This window comes from Mangrovibacter phragmitis (genome assembly GCF_040429585.1).
In the GTDB taxonomy this organism is placed as follows: Bacteria; Pseudomonadota; Gammaproteobacteria; order Enterobacterales; family Enterobacteriaceae; genus Mangrovibacter; species Mangrovibacter phragmitis.
Genome location: NZ_CP134782.1, coordinates 1902010 through 1919357, shown reverse-complemented (window position 1 = coordinate 1919357; position 17348 = coordinate 1902010). Strand labels below are relative to the sequence as shown.

Sequence of the window (17348 nt, the reverse complement as noted above, 5' to 3'; positions counted from 1 at the left end):
GATGGTGGGAATTGTAGTTGTATCTCATAGTCGTCGCCTTGCAGAAGGGGTGGCCGAACTTGCCACCCAAATGACGCAAGGCAAAGCCAAGCTTGCGATTGCGGCTGGGATTGATGATCCAGAGAACCCGATCGGAACCGATGCCATAGCCGTGATGGAAGCGATTGAGCAGGTACATGATCAACAAGGGGTTGTTGTGTTGATGGATCTTGGCAGCGCGTTGCTTAGCACGGAAATGGCTCTGGATCTGATTGATGATCATGTGAGGGAAAATGTCACCCTTATCTCGGCCCCCATTGTTGAAGGGACCATGGCGGCGTCGGTGGCTGCTGCTGCCGGGCTACCTTTATCGACGGTAGTCGAAGAGGCACAGAATGCGTTAAGCGTAAAACGGGAGCACCTTGGTGATCAGCCACTAACATCCGCTGAGATAGCGCCAGTATCAGAGAACTTTGAGCAAGAACGGACATTTGATTGGGTAGTGCAAAATCCGAATGGATTACATGCTCGTCCCGCTGCGGCCATTGTTGGTGCACTCGCGCCTTTTGACTGCCAATTATGGTTGAAAAAAGGCGAGCGCCGTGTAAACGCGAAAAGCTTAAACAGCATTGCGAAACTTGGCGTTCGTAGCCAAGAGACGATCACGCTGTGCGCACTCGGCTCTCAATCCAGTGAAGCAATCAAGGAATTTGAAGCCTTAGCTAGTGAGCACTTCGGAGAAAAAGAGGCGGTTGAGCAAGGCATTATCGAATCTGAAGAGAGCACGGATACTTTGCTCGATGACATGGTCCCTAATCAGATTGAAGGTGCTGTTGTTGGTCTTCGAGTCAATGACGGTATCGCTACTGCTCCAGTTGTCCTTTTTACTCATGAAATGCCAGTTGTGCCTGAACGTGATTTCCAAAGTGAACAAGATGAAATTGAACGGGTTAAGCATGCGATAGGCGTGGTTGTTCAACATTTGCAGGAGCAAGCGAAGCAGCCGAAAGGGGAAATATTTTCTGCTCATAGCATGATGCTCAGTGACCCAGAATTATGGGCATCGGTCGAGTCGCGAATTCAAACGGGCATGATAGCCGAGCAAGCTTGGATAGAATCACTGCAAACGTTAGCCGACGAGTTTCGCCAGGCTGAAAGCCAGTACATGCGGGAACGCGAAGCTGATGTGCATGATATCGCACGCCAGGTTATGGTTGAAATGACAGGTGTAACGCCTAATGCCATCGACATTAAGGAACCGAGTATTTTGTTGGCCCGCGATCTGATGCCTTCTGATGTGGCCGGGCTTGATAAATCGAAAGTGCTTGGTATCTGTTTGAGTGAGGGAGGGAAAACCTCTCACAGTGCGATTCTTGCTCGTGCGATGGGGATTCCTGCCATCGTTAAAGCTCAGGGCTGCCTTGATGCTGTGCGTGCTGGTCAAGTGGTGACTATTGATGGCTTTCGAGGGCATTTATGGTTCTCTCCTTCAGATGCCGTACAGCAGGAATTAGAAGCTCAGCAAATTGAGTGGCAAAACTCCCGACAAAGTGCACTAGCGAGTGCTCAGCAAGCCGCAGTCACCTGTGATGGTGTCCATATTCCAGTATTCGCCAATATTGGTGGACCGAAAGATATTGATGATGCACTAACATCAGGAGCTGAGGGCGTTGGTCTATTCCGGACTGAGTTTCTATTTCAAAACAGTGATGAGTTGCCGACTGAGGAAGCGCAATACCAAGTGTATCGTGATATTGCCGCCGCACTTGGTGATAAGCCACTTACGATTCGTAGTCTAGATGTTGGCGGTGATAAGCCTTTAGTCGCTTACCCTATGCCAGCGGAAGATAATCCATTTTTAGGTCTGAGAGGGGTGCGGTTGTGCCTTCAACATGAGTCATTGTTTACCGCCCAACTTCGAGCCATTCTGAGAGCCTTTCACGAGCAACCGAATATTCAATTGATGATACCGATGGTGGCTCAGGTTGAAGAAGTGAGAAAAGTAAAAGCGCTGTTGGCACATCAAGCAAACCAACTCGGCTTGGATGCGACTCATTTGCCTGTCGGTATTATGATTGAGGTACCCGCCGCGGTATTAAATGCAGATGCGTTAGCACAAGAAGTCGACTTTTTCTCTATTGGCACCAATGATTTGACTCAATATGTTATGGCAGCCGATCGAGGCAACGCTGCCGTTGCTGAATTGGTGAACTACTTTGAACCATCGGTACTAAAAGCCATTGAACTCACTTGTGCAGCAGGCGATCGCGCGGGCATACCGGTCAGTATGTGCGGTGAGATGGCTGGTGATCCAAATGCCACAGAAACATTACTTCGTGTTGGGTTACGAAAATTCAGCGCCAGTTCGAGTCTGCTACCGGGACTAAAAGCGCAGATTCGTCAGTTGTCTGTCGATGTTTAATCGATACCTTTATCGTTAGTACATGTATACCGGCGTGCTTACGCCGGTTTTACTTTTATAGGAACGCCACTTCTTGGCTTAATACAGCTTCATTTGCTCCTTCAGCCCAAACTTATTAATTTTTCTCCATAAGGTCGTGCGGCCAATTTGCAATGCTTTCGCCATATCATGCATTTTGCCATCACACTGATTCCAAGCCTGAACGATAGCTCTTCTCTCGGCTTCTTCTAACGTGATTACTGGCGTATTTTCTGCGGTATGGCGAGAATTCAGTTTAATGTCTTCAGGAATATCGTTCAGCTTGATTAAGTTGGAACTGCGGTTCAGCAAAATTCGCTCAGTTCGGTTTCTTAATTCAGAGTTGTTGCCTGACCAACGAAAATTCATCAACGCTTCCAGTGCGACTGCCTCTATCGAGATCGTCACATTGTGGCGGCGTTCATAATGGCTGATAAGCTGCTGGACGAAAAATTCAATGTCTTCTTTACGCTTTCGTAGTGGCGGAATATGCAGTTCGTTCGAGGAGATTTCATAATAAAGTTGCCGACCAAATGAGCGCTGAGTGACATACTCGCTGATCTCTGAAGCGGTGCTCGTAATAAGTTGAAAGTCTACGGGGATCAATCGCAAACTGTCGCTGCGGCTGACGAGCCCAGTTTTTAACAACTTAAGTAACACGGCTTGTAAATCGGGCGACAGATGTTCCACCTTTTCTAGAAAGAGCGTACCGCCATGGGCGAGTTCAAACTTAGAAGGCATGCCTTGTCCTTCGTCGTAGCCTAGGGTTTCTTTGACCAGCTGCTCTGTATTGATAGAGCGACAGTTGAGCGTAATGAATGGCCCTTCTTTGTAGGTGCTTTCGTTATGAATCGCCATGGCGAGAGTGGCTTTTCCTACACCTTCTTCACCTGTAATTAGAATCGGTGATTTGGACTTTATGGCCCGTTTTGCCACGGTAATGACATGCTTCATTTTTCGTGAAATAACAGGCAAAGTGCTGAATGTATAGCGCGCACTGCCACCTATTTGTTGTTGAGCAAGTTCGCGAATTTTATCGATGGGGTGCAAAAACAATAAGTGCGTGCCGTCGTTGAGTGGACGCAAGGTAATGATCGCTTCAACAAACTCGCCACGAACCTCTACCGTTGTGAGCTTGCGGTTGATGCTTGCACCCGACTCAAGACTATTGAGGACATTCGGCGGGAAACGTAAAACCGAAAAGACTTCTTTATCCAAAACCTGACTGGCTTCAATGTTTAACAAACGCTCTGATTGATGATTTACCATGGTAATACGGCTTTCTTTATCCCAGGCCAGAAGGCCATCATCCATGCATTCTAACGTTGCGTTGTGCGCACAAGTGAGGCGGTTAATGTTTTCTTGTTCCGACTGAATATGGATTTGCAAACTGACTTCTTTCGCGCTCGACGCGATGATGACTAAGTTTTCTTTCTTATAGCTCTCTGCTTTTTTGAGAAGGCATGTTGTGCCGCGTAACTTGCCAAATTGGTCGAAAACAGGTGCTGCTACAGAGGCATAAGAATGTAAGTGGCGATTGAAATGTTCTGCTGCGAAAACTTCACTCGGGATATGAGTACTAATACAGAGATTGACCGCATTTGTGCCAATTTTTCCTTCAGATAGAAAACAGCCTTGTTTAATGCCGAGCGCCTGCATCTCTTGCTGCATAGAGTGATGTCCCACAACGGAAAGAACGCAGCCGTTGCCGTCAGTTACCATCAATAGCAGGTCTTCGTCTCCTAGCATGTCGTAAGTGTCTTCAAGTACGGTCGTGGCGCATTCGATGAGGTGCTCGTTGCGTTTCATCAGAGATGAGAAGGTAAATCCAGAGGCAATATGTGGCTTTGACCAGGTGTAAGGACTGCATTGCTTTATGCAACGCTCCCACGACTCAAGTACGGGAGTGCGGGAAAATTCTGGAGATACCCAATGGTGTTTCTGGAAAAACGCCCATTTGGTTTTAGTGTCTTCGATTGAAAGCATGCCATACCGTTTCAATACTAGCGATAGATTGGTCTGATATTACAGAGACATACGAATATGGACTGTGATGGCTTTCACGTACGTCATACAGAAAGGACACGTAAAGAAAAGGTAACTATTCACCCAGGAGCTATTGACAGCAAATTTATGTGACTGAGTTAACTTGATCCCACATCCAACTTGAGTGATCTTTTTGTGGTGGCAATCTGGAGGTATGAATAAGAAAACATTACCTCCACCGCCAGATTTCGATTCGCCTGAAGAGGCGAAAGACATCATCCACTTTTTATGGAATAAGCTGGCAGAGCTTGAAGACCGACTAAATCAAAATAGTCGAAACTCTTCTGTGCCATCATCTCAACAACCCCTGCATAATAAAGCTAAGAATACTTCGCCAAATCGGAAGAAATCTGGAAAAAAGCAAGGAGCTCAACCAGGTCATAAAGGCCATCGCCGACTGCTTCACCCTGTTGAAGACAGTGCCTCGGTTGAGCAATATTTACCGAATAAGATATGCCACTGCGGTGGGTGTGTTATTCCAAATCGAAAACCTTATAAACGACACCAAATCTTTGACTTGCCAGATATCTCATACACGCTTGTTGAACATCAAATCTTTAAAGGCGAGTGCGCATGGTGTGGTGATAAACAAATATATCGACGAATCTAAGCGCCAATTATGCTGGGCTCACATATTAAGGAACGTCATCGCTATCGAGGAAAGCGTTTGTCCTGAAAACCAAAAAATCGGAGAAAAACTCGCTTTAATCGCTCATAGCGTATTCAGGTGTTATCACCGATATATCGAAGAAGAAATTACCGAAAGCCAATATTACCGCCGACTCAGGCGGTTACGAAAGAGCTGGCTTCATTGGCTCAAATTGGGTAGTTATCAATGCTCAAAACGATATCGAGGTAGATGTCGAAATCTCATCGCTGATGATGCTATGGTCTGGCGGTTTATGGACGACTCCGAGTGCCCGTTAACAAACAACGCAGCGGAGCGAGTTCTCCGTAATTACATACTGATGAGGAAGTGTTGTTACGTGACTCGCTCATATCGAGGCGACCAGTTCCGCGAACGAATGTTCTCGCTGATAGAAACAGCCAAACTTCAGCAGGTCTCTGCTTATAAATGGCTGCGTGAAATCGTCGAACATCATCTGTTGAAAGTTGATTATCAGGCACCAGTATTTTTAGCTGTCGGTGGACAACAAAGATCGAAACTCTGACGATAAAGTTCGCCACTTTTACATTAAAGATTGAAACTTTATAAGGAGCAGTGCTTACAGGATAAGCACTGCTCCTTATAAAGGATATTTAATCTCAGAATCGTTTTTGGACATTTTTAAGTTAGAAATGGCAGCGTCCCGATGCTTCGCTGCCATTTTAATATGATTTGTTACCGCACTTGCGTCCCTACAAGCAGGGAAAGCAATCTAATATGCAACTCAGGCAAGCATTCCAGCGTTACACTGGGAAGCCAAAATGCTTTCCGTCTGGGAGTTCTACATCAATGCGAAGCTTACCACCAGTTGCTTCGATGTATTTCTTTAGAGAGCTAAGACGTAAATCTTTGCCAGATTTCTCTAAATTGGCAACTGATGGCTGGCTAATGCCCATAGCTTTAGCTATTTCTACTTGAGATAGATGGGTGATCTCTCGAAGCTCGGCAAGTCGAATGTCAAGAAGCATATCTGCTGCTTTTTCTTTAGCGGCAGCAAGTGCTTCTGGTGACATTTTTGCGTCAAGTACGCTTAATGGGTTACTTTTCATTTTTAAGTTCCTCTAAATGCTCATCAAGTTCTGCATCAGCAATCGGAATCATCTTTTTGTAGAATCTCTTATCGCCAGTTTTGTCACCGCCACATAAGATAATTCCTGTTCTTTCTGGGTCAAAAGCAAAGAAAGCCCGTATAGGTTTCCCATTGCTTTGCACTCGCAACTCTTTCATGTTGCTGTGCTTTGAATCTTCCACAGTGTCAGCGTATGGTCTGCTCAGCTGCGGTCCTCTTTCAAGAAGAACCTGGATGCATGCGCGGACATTAATTTGATCGCTTTCATCTAGTGATAGAAACCACTCGTCAAAAAGCGGTCTAGTTACTACATTCCACATGTTTTATCTTTGCTTTCTTAGTATAGATTATATTCTATATAGATTTTTGTCTATATACAATCACTCAGCCCTACAAATAACAAACGCAAATTCTATGGTTAAGCAATGCCTCGGTTGAAATAAAACAGTCTGAATTGGGTACACCTCAAGCAAACCATATCGCATCTTTGAAAAACTGGTTCGTTTATTATTGGTTTTATACCCTATGTGAACTAATATTGAATACCATACTTAAAACAGACCGAAGTAACAAAAATGTTCATACGAGGATACCTAAGAGCATCAACTGATGAACAGGATGCTAATCGTGCTAAAGCTGAATTAGAGCGGTTTGCTAATCAAAAAGGTGTACGTATTGCCAGTTTCTATATTGAAAACCAATCAGGTTCTAGACTAGAAAGAGCTGAGCTATCACGTTTAATAGGTGATTCTCACCAAAATGATATTTTGCTTATCGAAAAGGTTGATAGGTTATCAAGATTACCATATGAACAATGGAAGCTGCTCAAACATCAATTAGTTGATGCGGGACTTCATATTGTTGTTCTTGACCAGCCAATGACTCATGCTGCCCTCAGCGGTAACGCCGAAAGTTCTATGATTTCAAAAGTGCTCACTGAGTTTATGATTGATCTCGCTGCGGCAATGGCCAGGGATGATTATGAGACTCGACGTAAAAGACAAGCACAAGGAATACAGAAAGCAAAAGCCTTGGGTAAGTACCAAGGAAGAAAACCAGATCTCAAGCTGAGAGAAAATGTAGCACTTTTGCTTAGTGAGGGGAAAAGTTGGTCTCAGATTCAACACTTTTTGGGCTGTAGCCGATCAACTATTGCAAAGGTCAAAAAGCAGGGTAACTCTGACAAAGACTTCACTTTGTAAGAAGGAATTAATCGAAGCAAATTTTTCCTTTAGGAATATAAGGTTATGCTCTTAGCGTATGGAATGGACTTCCTCCCTATCACTCAGCCGTTAGTTCTGAGATGATAAATTCACCATTTCATACGGAGATAACAACATGGCTGTGACTGTATTAGGTATCGACCTAGCAAAAAATGTGTTCGCATTGCATGGTGTTGACCACAAAGGCAATACCATTTTATGCAAACCCAAAGTAAGTCGGGCCAAGCTGTTAGAAACGGTAGCCAATATGCCACCGTGTCTGATTGGAATGGAAGCATGTAGCAGCGCTCATTTTTGGGCCCGATTATTCAAAAATGTCGGCCACGAAGTTCGCCTCATCGCTCCTAAGTTTGTCTCTCCTTATCGACTGTCTGGCAAAGCAGGGAAAAATGATGCTGCTGATGCTCAAGCTATCTGTGAAGCAGTTCAACGTCCTCATATGCGATTTGTTAGCATCAAGTCAGAAGAGCAGCAATCGATTCAATGTTTGCACCGAGCTAGGCAGGGCCTAAATGAAGAAAGGACGGCAGTATGCAACCGCATTCGTGGTTTGCTCGCTGAGTTTGGTGTGATTGCTCCTTTATCACCGGAGCGATTGCGTAACGAGTTCGAGAGCATGAAGGTTCACCTTCCAACCTCAGCCGCAACTTGCATGGATGAATTATTTCTTCATATAGACAACATTGAGCGCAGGCTTTTAAAGTTCGACCGACTGATTAAAGAGACGGCAGAGCAAGATGAACGATGCCGACTATTGATGCAACTAAAGGGGGTTGGACCTATGACAGAAGTGGACCCCAACGGTTGGACACATAAGCTCATTTCTTAAGTGGTTGACCCAGCTCATGCTGCGTATCTTTGCCTACCGAAGTAGGCCTCATCAGGAGTGAGGTTATTGAGTCCTTGATGGTTACGCTCTTCATTATAAAACACCATGTAGTTGCCGATTTCAAGCTCGGCTTCACGGGGCGTGGTATAAGCCTTTAAGTAAACCTCCTCATATTTCAGGCTTCGCCATAATCGCTCAATGAAAACATTGTCAACCCAGCGGCCTTTCCCATCCATGCTTATACGTACGTTATGCTCAATTAACTTCTGTGTGAACTCTGTGCTGGTAAACTGGCTGCCTTGATCTGAGTTAAAGATATCAGGTGGCCCATAATGCTTCAGCGCTTCCTCAAGCGCTTCGATACAAAAACTCGTGTCCATGGTGTTGGATAGTCGCCAAGCCAGCACTTTGCGGCTATACCAGTCGATAATCGCAACGAGGTACAGGAACCCCTTCGCCATTGGGATATATGTGATATCAATCGCCCAAGCTTGGTTTGGGTAAGTGACTTCGATATCACGCAACAGGTAGGGATACACCTTGTGTGCTTTGTTCGCCAGCGTCGTTTTGGGCTTGGGGTAAATCGCCCCAATCCCCATATCGCGCATGAGTCGAACAACACGCTTACGATTAACGCTATGGCCATTTTTAGCCAGCTCAGTTCGAATGCGCCGACTGCCCATAAACGGATACTGCAGATGAATTTCGTCAATCATTCGTCGTAACGTGATCTCCTCAGCAGAGAGTCCGATGGGTTGATAGTAAGCGGTAGAGCGAGCAATATTGAGCAGCTCACATTGGCGCTTTATCGGCAATGGGGTGGATTTAACCAGCGAACTCTTTCGCTGGGCTCGGTCTAACGACCGAGCACTTTGGCCAAAAAATCATTTTCCATGGTCAATTGACCGATCTTGGCGTGAAGTTTGTCCACTTCTTCGGAACTCTCTTTTCCTGAGTGATTTTCGGTGGCAAAAATCATGGCTGCGTTTTCAAGCAGCTCCTTTTTCCATGTTGAGATCTGGTTAGCGTGCAGGTTATATTTCTGAGCTAGCTCAGCGACGGTTTTATCGCCTTTAGCGGCATCGAGAGCCACCTTAGCTTTAAACTCAGGAGAGTGGTTTCTACGTTTTCTAGTCATAATCTGTCCCTGTATTGTTGGGTACTATCAAAACAGATCGACCACTTAAAGTCATGTCCGAAAATTGGGGGCCACTTCTCATTTAACTGGGCTAGTAGCTCAGCTGATATTTCAATGGTTCTTTGCTTGGCATATTTGGTTTGAACACCATACAACTGCGGTGAAATCGTCAGTTCTGTATATTGGTAAAACCCAGGCGCTATTTTGCAGGTGTCCATCTGGACTCTATCACCTGGAATTGGGCGCTCATATCTTTGGAAATCTTTTTTTCGTCGGTAAGTTACGATGGGTTTGACTGATGCTTCGGATAAAACTTTATGGAGTGTTGCTGTGCTTAGGTGTATTTTGGTGAAGTCGGATTAATTCCGTTTGTATACGCCGCGCTCCTGAATTGCGTTTCTCACGTATCGTAAGGATCAATGCTCTTAGCTCATCACTGAGTTTGGTATCTGGAGATGAAAGAAATTGTCTGCTCTGGCTTTCCAGACTAGCGATTCCACACTGCTTATATCGCTTAGCCCACTTGTGTAATGTTGGTCTGGAAATACCACAGCGTCGACATACTAGGCCTGCATCACCACATTCCTCATACATTTTTACCCACAGTAGTCTTTGTTGGATTTCTCTGTCCATAGACACCCAGTATAGTTGAAATTATGTCTATGAATCGCACAATTTGCCTTCAATTGTAGCGAGCTATAAATACTCCTACTTATATTGAGATAGATCAATATTGTATTCTTTTAGTTTCCTCCATAATGTTGTTCTTCCTATATTTAAATCTGAACACATGTCTTTCACCTTGCCTTTGTTTGATTTTGCAGATCTAATAATCGCTTTACTTTGAATTTCAGAAAGATTGTTCGACTTTGAAATTTCATCTGAACCTTGGTTAGATACCTTACGTATAATGATATTTGGTAAGTCACCTATATCTATTTCACCACTTTCAGTAAAATTGGCAGCTCTTTCTATCACGTTTCTAAGTTCGCGATGATTTCCTGGCCATGGGTAGAGCTTCAAAGCTTCTAAAACGTGCTTCTTTATAGTGAACTTTCTTCTTTTTTCTGATTCTATGTAAGACAGTTTTCGCGTCACAATTGATTCAATATCATCCAGTCGTTCTCTAAGTGGTGGTATAGAAATATCGAACGTTTGAAGTTCAATTAGAAGTTGTTTTCTAAAGAGTTTTTCTGAAACTGAGTGTTCCAAATCAATGTTTGAAGTTGCAATCACACGAACATCAATAGGAACTATTTTTCTATTTAGGAGGTTTAACAAGCCTGTTTTTAAAAGGTGAAGCAACCCTGCCTGAACCTCCGTATTTATGTACTCAATATTTTCTAAGAAGATAGTACCACCATGTGCCAACTCAAACTTAGAAGGACTAGAATTCTCATCGTTTATGATATCACCCAGAAACTCAGACGATATAGCTTGCTTTGGAATCGCTTGGCAATCTATTGAAATAAATGGACCACTTGATCTGTCACTCTTGTTATGAATGGCCTGTGCAATATGGTTTTTATCTAATCCATCTTCACCTCGAAGCAATATTGGTCCTCGACCCTTAGCTGCTTGTATACATTTCTTTATAACAAATGACATTTCATTGGAGCTGAAAACCAAGTCATCAAAATTCAATCTAGCTTTATTTCCAGAGTGTTGATTTACAATATTTCTTATTTGCCTAACAGGATATAATAGCAATATATATCTCTCAACCTCTCCATTGTTGTTTTTAAACAATTTTAAAGAAGCAATTAAAGATATTAACTTGCCTTTTGATTCTATGGTTGTTTCAAAAAAATCTAGTTTTTTCTCAAGCCTAATAGCATTTTTTAATCTTGCTGAGAGAGTTAGAATAGAGCTAATATTTTTTCCTTGATCGCTAGTACTCAGCCCTAAAAGATCATTGGCCTTATTATTTATATAATGTATTTTCCCAGATTTACGCCATGCTAAAACGCCTTCTTCTACCCCTTCAAGCAAAATATTAAGTTCAGAAAGGTGTTGATTTGATTCGAATAATACGTCTTCGGAACTAATCTGACTGGCTATTGAGAAAGCAGCTGAGTGCATCAATGACAGGAAAATAGAAGATGAACTACGTTCATGCAAAATAATTGCGATACAACCAATCGTCCTTCCTTCACTACTAAAAATTGGAGCTGAGTATATTGAATATTCGTGAAGTGATAAACTATAATGCTCAGCTCCTTCTGTAGATATTTCATGAGCTAGTTTTAGCGAGCTATTTATCGCATTATTCCCTATAATGCCATCTCTCCAATAGGTTCCTTTCTCAAATCCAAGCTTCCCAACTTTATCTTGTAGGGAGGCAGAACCAATCATATTTAGCGTACAACCAGTTTCATCACAAAGAAATAAGATACAATCTTCATTTTCCAAGTATTCATATATATCTTCCATTATAGGAGAAGATATATTTATTAATTGGCCACTTCTTTTCTGAATAGAATTGTAAGTAGCACCTTTAGCCTTATGAGGCGTAATCCAATGGTCATATGTTATTCTTCTTTACACCTATTCCATTCATCAAATAAATGGGGTTCTAGGTTTAGGTAATTGTCTTCTCTATAACTTGAGTCCACAAACTGACGCCATACTTTACAATCAATAGTTTTCCTGTAGTTCATATCGTACATACGTCCTATTTTCTACCGTTATTGAAGTGTAGCGTATAGTGCTAAAATCTAGGTATAAATGGGGCAAGGATATTGCCCAGAGTTGGCCAATATCCTGTTATTTTACCTAAACGCCAAAAAAACTAATTCAACCGCCGCGGAACCAGGATCCTTGACACCTTTTAGCGTTTCACTATTTAAATAAGAAGAGCGCCCGGCTTTAGCCTGAGTCATAGAGGCAGTACTATCAGCACCTTTTTGTACTGCAATAATTGCTTCTTCTAATCCAGCATTCTTCCATGCTTCCAAAGCAGGATGAATCGCATCAATCATAGTACAATCACCTAGGCTTGCTCCCCCATAGGCCATCATTTGCTTTAAGCCGACTTGTAGTGATTCAACAAGGTTTTTACTATTATTGTAGTGATTACCTGCAGCGGTAAACATAATCGACAACAATACACCAGAAGATCCTCCCATTACTGTAGATAGCTCTTCTCCAATTACGCTAAATAACGCACCAGTATCATCTAGAGGTAATTTATTGCCTTCTAACTCAGCAAGTATCTTTTTCGCACCTGCGGCAAATGTCGTGCCTGTATCACCATCGCCTACCAAAGAATCAAGAGCGTTTAACTCATTCTCAGCTTCAACCAAAGTTGTTGCCGCTATACGTACAATATTTTCTATTTTTGCATTCTCTGATGGCTCAACTGACAAAGTTGAAGGAACTTTACTAATGGTTCTCTTATCCAATGTTGTTTTCTGGACTGGTTCTATCCATGCATCAGCTTCGACAGTAGATAAGAGAGAGTGTGTTAAGTCCATATCTAACTCAAGGCAAGATATTGAAAATCCCTTCATGTCCAATGCTGTCATAAATGTAGATGGTCCCAAAATTAATGCAGTACGTTCACCAAGCTTAGATTCCAATACATTTTTCGTAATCAAGCCCATCTCGATAGGGGATACCCCACCTAAATTGTTAATCATTACCGCTACCTTCGAAGTATTTCTAGAAAGAGTACGATAAAGTTGCTCAACCATTGTATCAACCATGTACTTACAAGATGACGAATCGATATTTCTCACGCCAGGCTCACCATGTATTCCTAAACCTAGCTCAGCCTCTCCTGGTGCAATTCTGTTTTGAGAACTATCTCCAGGCAATGTACAACTGGTGATTGCCACCCCTATGCTTGAAACCTTCTGAATAGCCGATAATGCCGCTGATTTTACATCCTCTAATGTTTTTCCTTGTTCTGCAGCGTGCCCAGCTACTTTATGAACAAATACCGTTCCAGCAATACCCCTTGGCTGTGGGTTATCCTCAATTGAGATGTCATCATCAACAATAACCATCTCCACTTTGTACCCCATTTTCTTAGCTTTTTCGCAAGCCAAGCCGAAGTTTAGTCTATCTCCAGTATAGTTTTTTACAATGACTAAACAGCCTTTTTCACCTGTAACATTCACAATCGCGTTTAACACCGCATCAACACTTGGCGAAGCAAAAACGTCTCCACATACAGCTGCCGTAAGCATTCCACGTCCAATGAACCCAACATGTGCAGGTTCATGTCCAGAACCCCCTCCACAAACTAGTGCTACCTTGTCTTTGTTCCAGTCGTTACGACAGACAACCCTTATCTTAGGATCTATTTCAAGTCTAGTTAAGTTATTAAATTTATTGCAATAAATTGCACCTTCAATCGAATCGTCTACTAAGGTGTCTTTGTTGTTAATAAACAACTTATTCATGTTCTACTCCAAGCAAATTATTGATCACTACAGATAGACTTGATAATGCCACTTGGAATTCAGATAACTAAAAAACATAGAATGTTCCATAATGGGACATAAAGTTCTTGTTTAAATGTTCCAATAAGGAACACCTTTTACCTTTAAGACTCGAAAGATGAACTGGATCACTAGCGAACAAACTTTACAAAGGCTTTATCGAGGGGTAGCAATCCAGTTACTAAGACCTTTTAGAGTTATAAAATTACTAGGATTGCGGCATAGGCCACATTTTTAGGCGTGTAAAACGCATTATTCAACTTTGCTGGTGTTCTACCGTGTATTAGCTTCTTGTGAAGTAACATACTTTTATCACTACAATATTCCCTTTGACAAGTTAGAAACGGTAGCCAATATGCCACCGTGTCTGATTGGAATGGAAGCATGTAGCAGCGCTCATTTTTGGGCCCGATTATTCAAAAATGTCGGCCACGAAGTTCGCCTCATCGCTCCTAAGTTTGTCTCTCCTTATCGACTGTCTGGCAAAGCAGGGAAAAATGATGCTGCTGATGCTCAAGCTATCTGTGAAGCAGTTCAACGTCCTCATATGCGATTTGTTAGCATCAAGTCAGAAGAGCAGCAATCGATTCAATGTTTGCACCGAGCTAGGCAGGGCCTAAATGAAGAAAGGACGGCAGTATGCAACCGCATTCGTGGTTTGCTCGCTGAGTTTGGTGTGATTGCTCCTTTATCACCGGAGCGATTGCGTAACGAGTTCGAGAGCATGAAGGTTCACCTTCCAACCTTAGCCGCAACTTGCATGGATGAATTATTTCTTCATATAGACAACATTGAGCGCAGGCTTTTAAAGTTCGACCGACTGATTAAAGAGACGGCAGAGCAAGATGAACGATGCCGACTATTGATGCAACTAAAGGGGGTTGGACCTATGACAGCCAGTGCTCTAGTATCAGCGATCTCTGACGGAAAAGAGTTTCGTAATGGCCGTCAATTGGCGGCCTGGTTGGGTTTAACGCCTTCTCAATACAGCAGCGGAGGGAAACCAAAATTAGGGCGAATTACTAAAGCTGGTGACAACTATATTCGTAGTCTGCTTGTGCAGGGGGCGCGTTCAATGATGGCTAGCGCCGGACGAAAAGACGATCCGCTCAGTAAGTGGGTCTGTGATGTCAAAGATCGCCGTGGTTACTGGCGAGCCGCTATTGCTTTAGCTGCAAAAAATGCACGACACTGTTGGGCAATACTTCACTATGGTGAATCATTCGAAAATTGTTATTCAACCTAAATAAATCTCTTACCACCAATGATGACAACGCAAATATGATAAGGGTTAAGACCCCGCAAGAGGTGCCTGAGAAAACGTTAGGATGTTAAATATCCGATTAGCGTATGAGGTTCTTGCGAGCGTCTTTCATTTTGGTCCGGAACAGAATATTCCAGTATGACCGCTTATAGTACTGCATCTTAATCTTCATTGTGATTGCGTTCAGAGCACCCATTGACATCGGGAGGAAGTCCTTATAGTACGTTTTCGTTCCATTGGGCTTCAGACCCCTAAACATCGAATCTGCAATTTACTATATAAGTGGCTTGGGCTTGTTCAACACCCAGATAAAGTGTCGGCTGCGCGATACTTATCCTTGTTTGTTAGCTGCCTGACGATAAAGCCTAAATTAATAGTGATAACGGCAAGAAATAATCGTGATAGCACTATCATCAACCGCATAAACTAACCTATTCGCATCGTCTATTCGGCGCGACCAAAAACCAGATAAGTTTTCTTTTAGTGGCTCAGGTTTACCTATGCCCTCGAAAGGAGAACGCTTAACATCCGTGATGAGTTTATTTATACGTTTAAGTGTTTTCTTGTCTTGTGTCTGCCAATAAACATAATCATTCCAAGATTCATCAGTCCAAGATAATAAACGACTACTCATCGATTAAATCTCTTTGGCTCACCTTACCCGCTTTAAATTGAGCAATTGAACGATGTAAGTGCTCAGCATTTGCCGGAGAACGAAGTAAATGAACCGTTTCCATTAAGCTATTGTAATAATCCAGTGACATAACAACGGCATCTTCAGAATCACGACGTGTGATCACGGTTGTATCTGCGTCATTAACAACAGCATCCAAAACGCTCTTCAAGCTATTTCTAGCTTCGGTAAAAGATACAATTCTCATAAAACCTCCACATGTACGTTTAATGAGACAAGTATATAACTAAAAAACAAACTTGTACAGCTAATGGAACATGAGAACTTGTAAACAGCTAACGCCGCATTAAGGGGCAAGCAACGTAAACAACTGCACTAAAACTAACCAGCCGTCACCTCAAATGCTCATCCAAACCAAAAAATGCCACGCGTTGATTGTCCCTCTTAAATGCTTTGTATGGATAATAAGTGCTCCAATCGGGTAAGGTGAGACCCAGACTTTAGCTGCAACTAAAGTTCTCTATCTGGTAGTTCGATTAAGGAAGGTGCGAACAAGTCCCTGATATGAGATCATGTTTGTCATCTGGAGCCATGAAAAAGGGTTCATCATGAGTCATCAGCTCACCTTCGCCGACAGTGAATTCAGCAGTAAGCGCCGTCAGACCAGAAAAGAGATTTTCTTGTCCCGCATGGAGCAGATTCTGCCATGGCAAAACATGGTGGAAGTCATCGAGCCGTTTTATCCCAAGGCTGGTAATGGCCGGCGACCTTATCCGCTGGAAACCATGCTACGCATTCACTGCATGCAGCATTGGTACAACCTGAGCGATGGCGCGATGGAAGATGCTCTGTACGAAATCGCCTCCATGCGTCTGTTTGCCCGGTTATCCCTGGATAGCGCCTTGCCGGACCGCACCACCATCATGAATTTCCGCCACCTGCTGGAGCAGCATCAACTGGCCCGCCAATTGTTCAAGACCATCAATCGCTGGCTGGCCGAAGCAGGCGTCATGATGACTCAAGGCACCTTGGTCGATGCTACCATCATTGAGGCACCCAGCTCGACCAAGAACAAAGAGCAGCAACGCGATCCGCAGATGCATCAGACCAAGAAAGGCAATCAGTGGCACTTTGGCATGAAGGCCCACATTGGTGTCGATGCCAAGAGTGGCCTGACCCACAGCCTAGTCACCACCGCGGCCAACGAGCATGACCTCAATCAGCTGGGTAATCTGCTGCATGGAGAGGAGCAATTTGTCTCAGCCGATGCCGGCTACCAAGGGGCGCCACAGCGCGAGGAGCTGGCCGAGGTGGATGTGGACTGGCTGATCGCCGAGCGCCCCGGCAAGGTAAGAACCTTGAAACAGCATCCACGCAAGAACAAAACGGCCATCAACATCGAATACATGAAAGCCAGCATCCGGGCCAAGGTGGAGCACCCATTTCGCATCATCAAGCGACAGTTCGGCTTCGTGAAAGCCAGATACAAGGGGTTGCTGAAAAACGATAACCAACTGGCGATGTTATTCACGCTGGCCAACCTGTTTCGGGCGGACCAAATGATACGTCAGTGGGAGAGATCTCACTAAAAACTGGGAATAACGCCTTAAA

General features: G+C 43.6%; 11 protein-coding genes and 4 pseudogenes. 6 read left to right on the top strand and 9 right to left on the bottom strand.

Features of this window, described 5'->3' with window-relative positions:
* Position 1 precedes the first annotated feature (1 nt).
* Positions 2-2401: a phosphoenolpyruvate--protein phosphotransferase gene (ptsP, locus tag MPHASIOC01_RS09280; protein WP_353614440.1), complete on the top strand. Its 2400-nt coding sequence runs from the start codon at positions 2-4 to the stop codon at positions 2399-2401.
* Between the two features lie 78 nt (positions 2402-2479).
* Here ptsP and dhaR (MPHASIOC01_RS09275) read toward each other — a convergent pair whose 3' ends face one another.
* Entirely contained in the window at positions 2480-4405 is a 1926-nt protein-coding gene (gene dhaR / locus MPHASIOC01_RS09275; RefSeq protein WP_353614441.1) for a dihydroxyacetone kinase operon transcriptional regulator DhaR, read from the bottom strand.
* A gap of 214 nt (positions 4406-4619) precedes the next feature.
* Between dhaR (MPHASIOC01_RS09275) and MPHASIOC01_RS27660 the strand changes: the two are divergent.
* Positions 4620-5637, top strand: a pseudogene (locus MPHASIOC01_RS27660) (DUF6444 domain-containing protein).
* Between the two features lie 238 nt (positions 5638-5875).
* Here MPHASIOC01_RS27660 and MPHASIOC01_RS09255 read toward each other — a convergent pair.
* Both MPHASIOC01_RS09255 and MPHASIOC01_RS09250 read right to left on the bottom strand, forming a co-directional pair.
* Complete coding sequence (locus tag MPHASIOC01_RS09255; protein ID WP_001963940.1) at positions 5876-6181, bottom strand: helix-turn-helix domain-containing protein; 306 nt, start codon at positions 6179-6181, stop codon at positions 5876-5878.
* Positions 6171-6521, bottom strand: coding sequence for a type II toxin-antitoxin system RelE/ParE family toxin (locus MPHASIOC01_RS09250; RefSeq protein ID WP_025590155.1), 351 nt, complete (start codon positions 6519-6521; stop codon positions 6171-6173). The genes MPHASIOC01_RS09255 and MPHASIOC01_RS09250 overlap by 11 nt, the downstream gene beginning before the upstream one ends.
* A 255-nt stretch (positions 6522-6776) precedes the next feature.
* On the opposite strand from MPHASIOC01_RS09250, the gene MPHASIOC01_RS09245 reads away from it, so the two are divergent.
* Positions 6777-7403 carry a recombinase family protein gene (locus tag MPHASIOC01_RS09245; protein ID WP_353614444.1) on the top strand — a complete coding sequence of 209 codons (627 nt, stop codon included), beginning with the start codon at positions 6777-6779 and terminating at the stop codon, positions 7401-7403.
* Between the two features lie 136 nt (positions 7404-7539).
* Positions 7540-8211, top strand: a pseudogene (locus tag MPHASIOC01_RS09240) (IS110 family transposase); the annotation flags it as partial.
* A gap of 56 nt (positions 8212-8267) precedes the next feature.
* On the opposite strand, the gene MPHASIOC01_RS09235 reads toward MPHASIOC01_RS09240, so the two are convergent.
* From MPHASIOC01_RS09235 to MPHASIOC01_RS09220, 4 genes and pseudogenes are all read right to left on the bottom strand, one after another.
* Positions 8268-9391, bottom strand: a protein-coding gene (locus tag MPHASIOC01_RS09235; RefSeq protein WP_114139936.1) for an IS3-like element ISVpa4 family transposase whose coding sequence is annotated in 2 segments (ribosomal slippage) — positions 8268-9139 and positions 9139-9391 — 1125 coding nt in all. Because the reading frame shifts where the segments join, the coding sequence is not laid out codon by codon here.
* A 170-nt stretch (positions 9392-9561) separates the two neighbouring features.
* Positions 9562-10024, bottom strand: a pseudogene (locus MPHASIOC01_RS09230) (helix-turn-helix domain-containing protein); the annotation flags it as partial.
* Between the two features lie 75 nt (positions 10025-10099).
* Positions 10100-11869, bottom strand: coding sequence for a dihydroxyacetone kinase operon transcriptional regulator DhaR (dhaR, locus tag MPHASIOC01_RS09225; RefSeq protein WP_353614919.1), 1770 nt, complete (start codon positions 11867-11869; stop codon positions 10100-10102).
* A gap of 293 nt (positions 11870-12162) precedes the next feature.
* The gene (locus tag MPHASIOC01_RS09220) at positions 12163-13800 is read right to left on the bottom strand and encodes a dihydroxyacetone kinase subunit DhaK (RefSeq protein ID WP_353614442.1); all 1638 of its coding nucleotides are present in this window, start codon (positions 13798-13800) and stop codon (positions 12163-12165) included.
* 385 nt (positions 13801-14185) lie between these two features.
* Between MPHASIOC01_RS09220 and MPHASIOC01_RS09215 the strand changes: the two are divergent.
* Positions 14186-15085 (top strand): annotated as a pseudogene (locus tag MPHASIOC01_RS09215) (IS110 family transposase); the annotation flags it as partial.
* Between the two features lie 388 nt (positions 15086-15473).
* On the opposite strand, the gene MPHASIOC01_RS09210 reads toward MPHASIOC01_RS09215, so the two are convergent.
* Entirely contained in the window at positions 15474-15737 is a 264-nt protein-coding gene (locus MPHASIOC01_RS09210; protein ID WP_019281448.1) for a Txe/YoeB family addiction module toxin, read from the bottom strand.
* Positions 15730-15984, bottom strand: a complete 255-nt coding sequence (locus MPHASIOC01_RS09205) for a type II toxin-antitoxin system Phd/YefM family antitoxin (RefSeq protein WP_009836585.1) — start codon at positions 15982-15984, stop codon at positions 15730-15732. Before MPHASIOC01_RS09205 ends, MPHASIOC01_RS09210 begins: the two co-directional genes overlap by 8 nt.
* 361 nt (positions 15985-16345) lie before the next feature.
* Between MPHASIOC01_RS09205 and MPHASIOC01_RS09200 the strand changes: the two genes are divergently transcribed.
* A complete protein-coding gene (locus MPHASIOC01_RS09200; RefSeq protein ID WP_026141915.1) occupies positions 16346-17326 on the top strand; it encodes an IS5-like element IS5 family transposase in 981 nt (326 codons plus the stop codon).
* Positions 17327-17348 lie beyond the last annotated feature (22 nt).

Bases quoted from the DNA above. Each gene is read 5' to 3' on its own strand.
- ptsP (WP_353614440.1), top strand. From the start codon at position 2: ATGGTGGGAATTGTAGTTGTATCTCATAGTCGTCGCCTTGCAGAAGGG.
- dhaR (WP_353614441.1), bottom strand. From the start codon at position 4,405: ATGCTTTCAATCGAAGACACTAAAACCAAATGGGCGTTTTTCCAGAAA.
- MPHASIOC01_RS09255 (WP_001963940.1), bottom strand. From the start codon at position 6,181: ATGAAAAGTAACCCATTAAGCGTACTTGACGCAAAAATGTCACCAGAA.
- MPHASIOC01_RS09250 (WP_025590155.1), bottom strand. From the start codon at position 6,521: ATGTGGAATGTAGTAACTAGACCGCTTTTTGACGAGTGGTTTCTATCA.
- MPHASIOC01_RS09245 (WP_353614444.1), top strand. From the start codon at position 6,777: ATGTTCATACGAGGATACCTAAGAGCATCAACTGATGAACAGGATGCT.
- MPHASIOC01_RS09220 (WP_353614442.1), bottom strand. From the start codon at position 13,800: ATGAATAAGTTGTTTATTAACAACAAAGACACCTTAGTAGACGATTCG.
- MPHASIOC01_RS09210 (WP_019281448.1), bottom strand. From the start codon at position 15,737: ATGAGTAGTCGTTTATTATCTTGGACTGATGAATCTTGGAATGATTAT.
- MPHASIOC01_RS09205 (WP_009836585.1), bottom strand. From the start codon at position 15,984: ATGAGAATTGTATCTTTTACCGAAGCTAGAAATAGCTTGAAGAGCGTT.
- MPHASIOC01_RS09200 (WP_026141915.1), top strand. From the start codon at position 16,346: ATGAGTCATCAGCTCACCTTCGCCGACAGTGAATTCAGCAGTAAGCGC.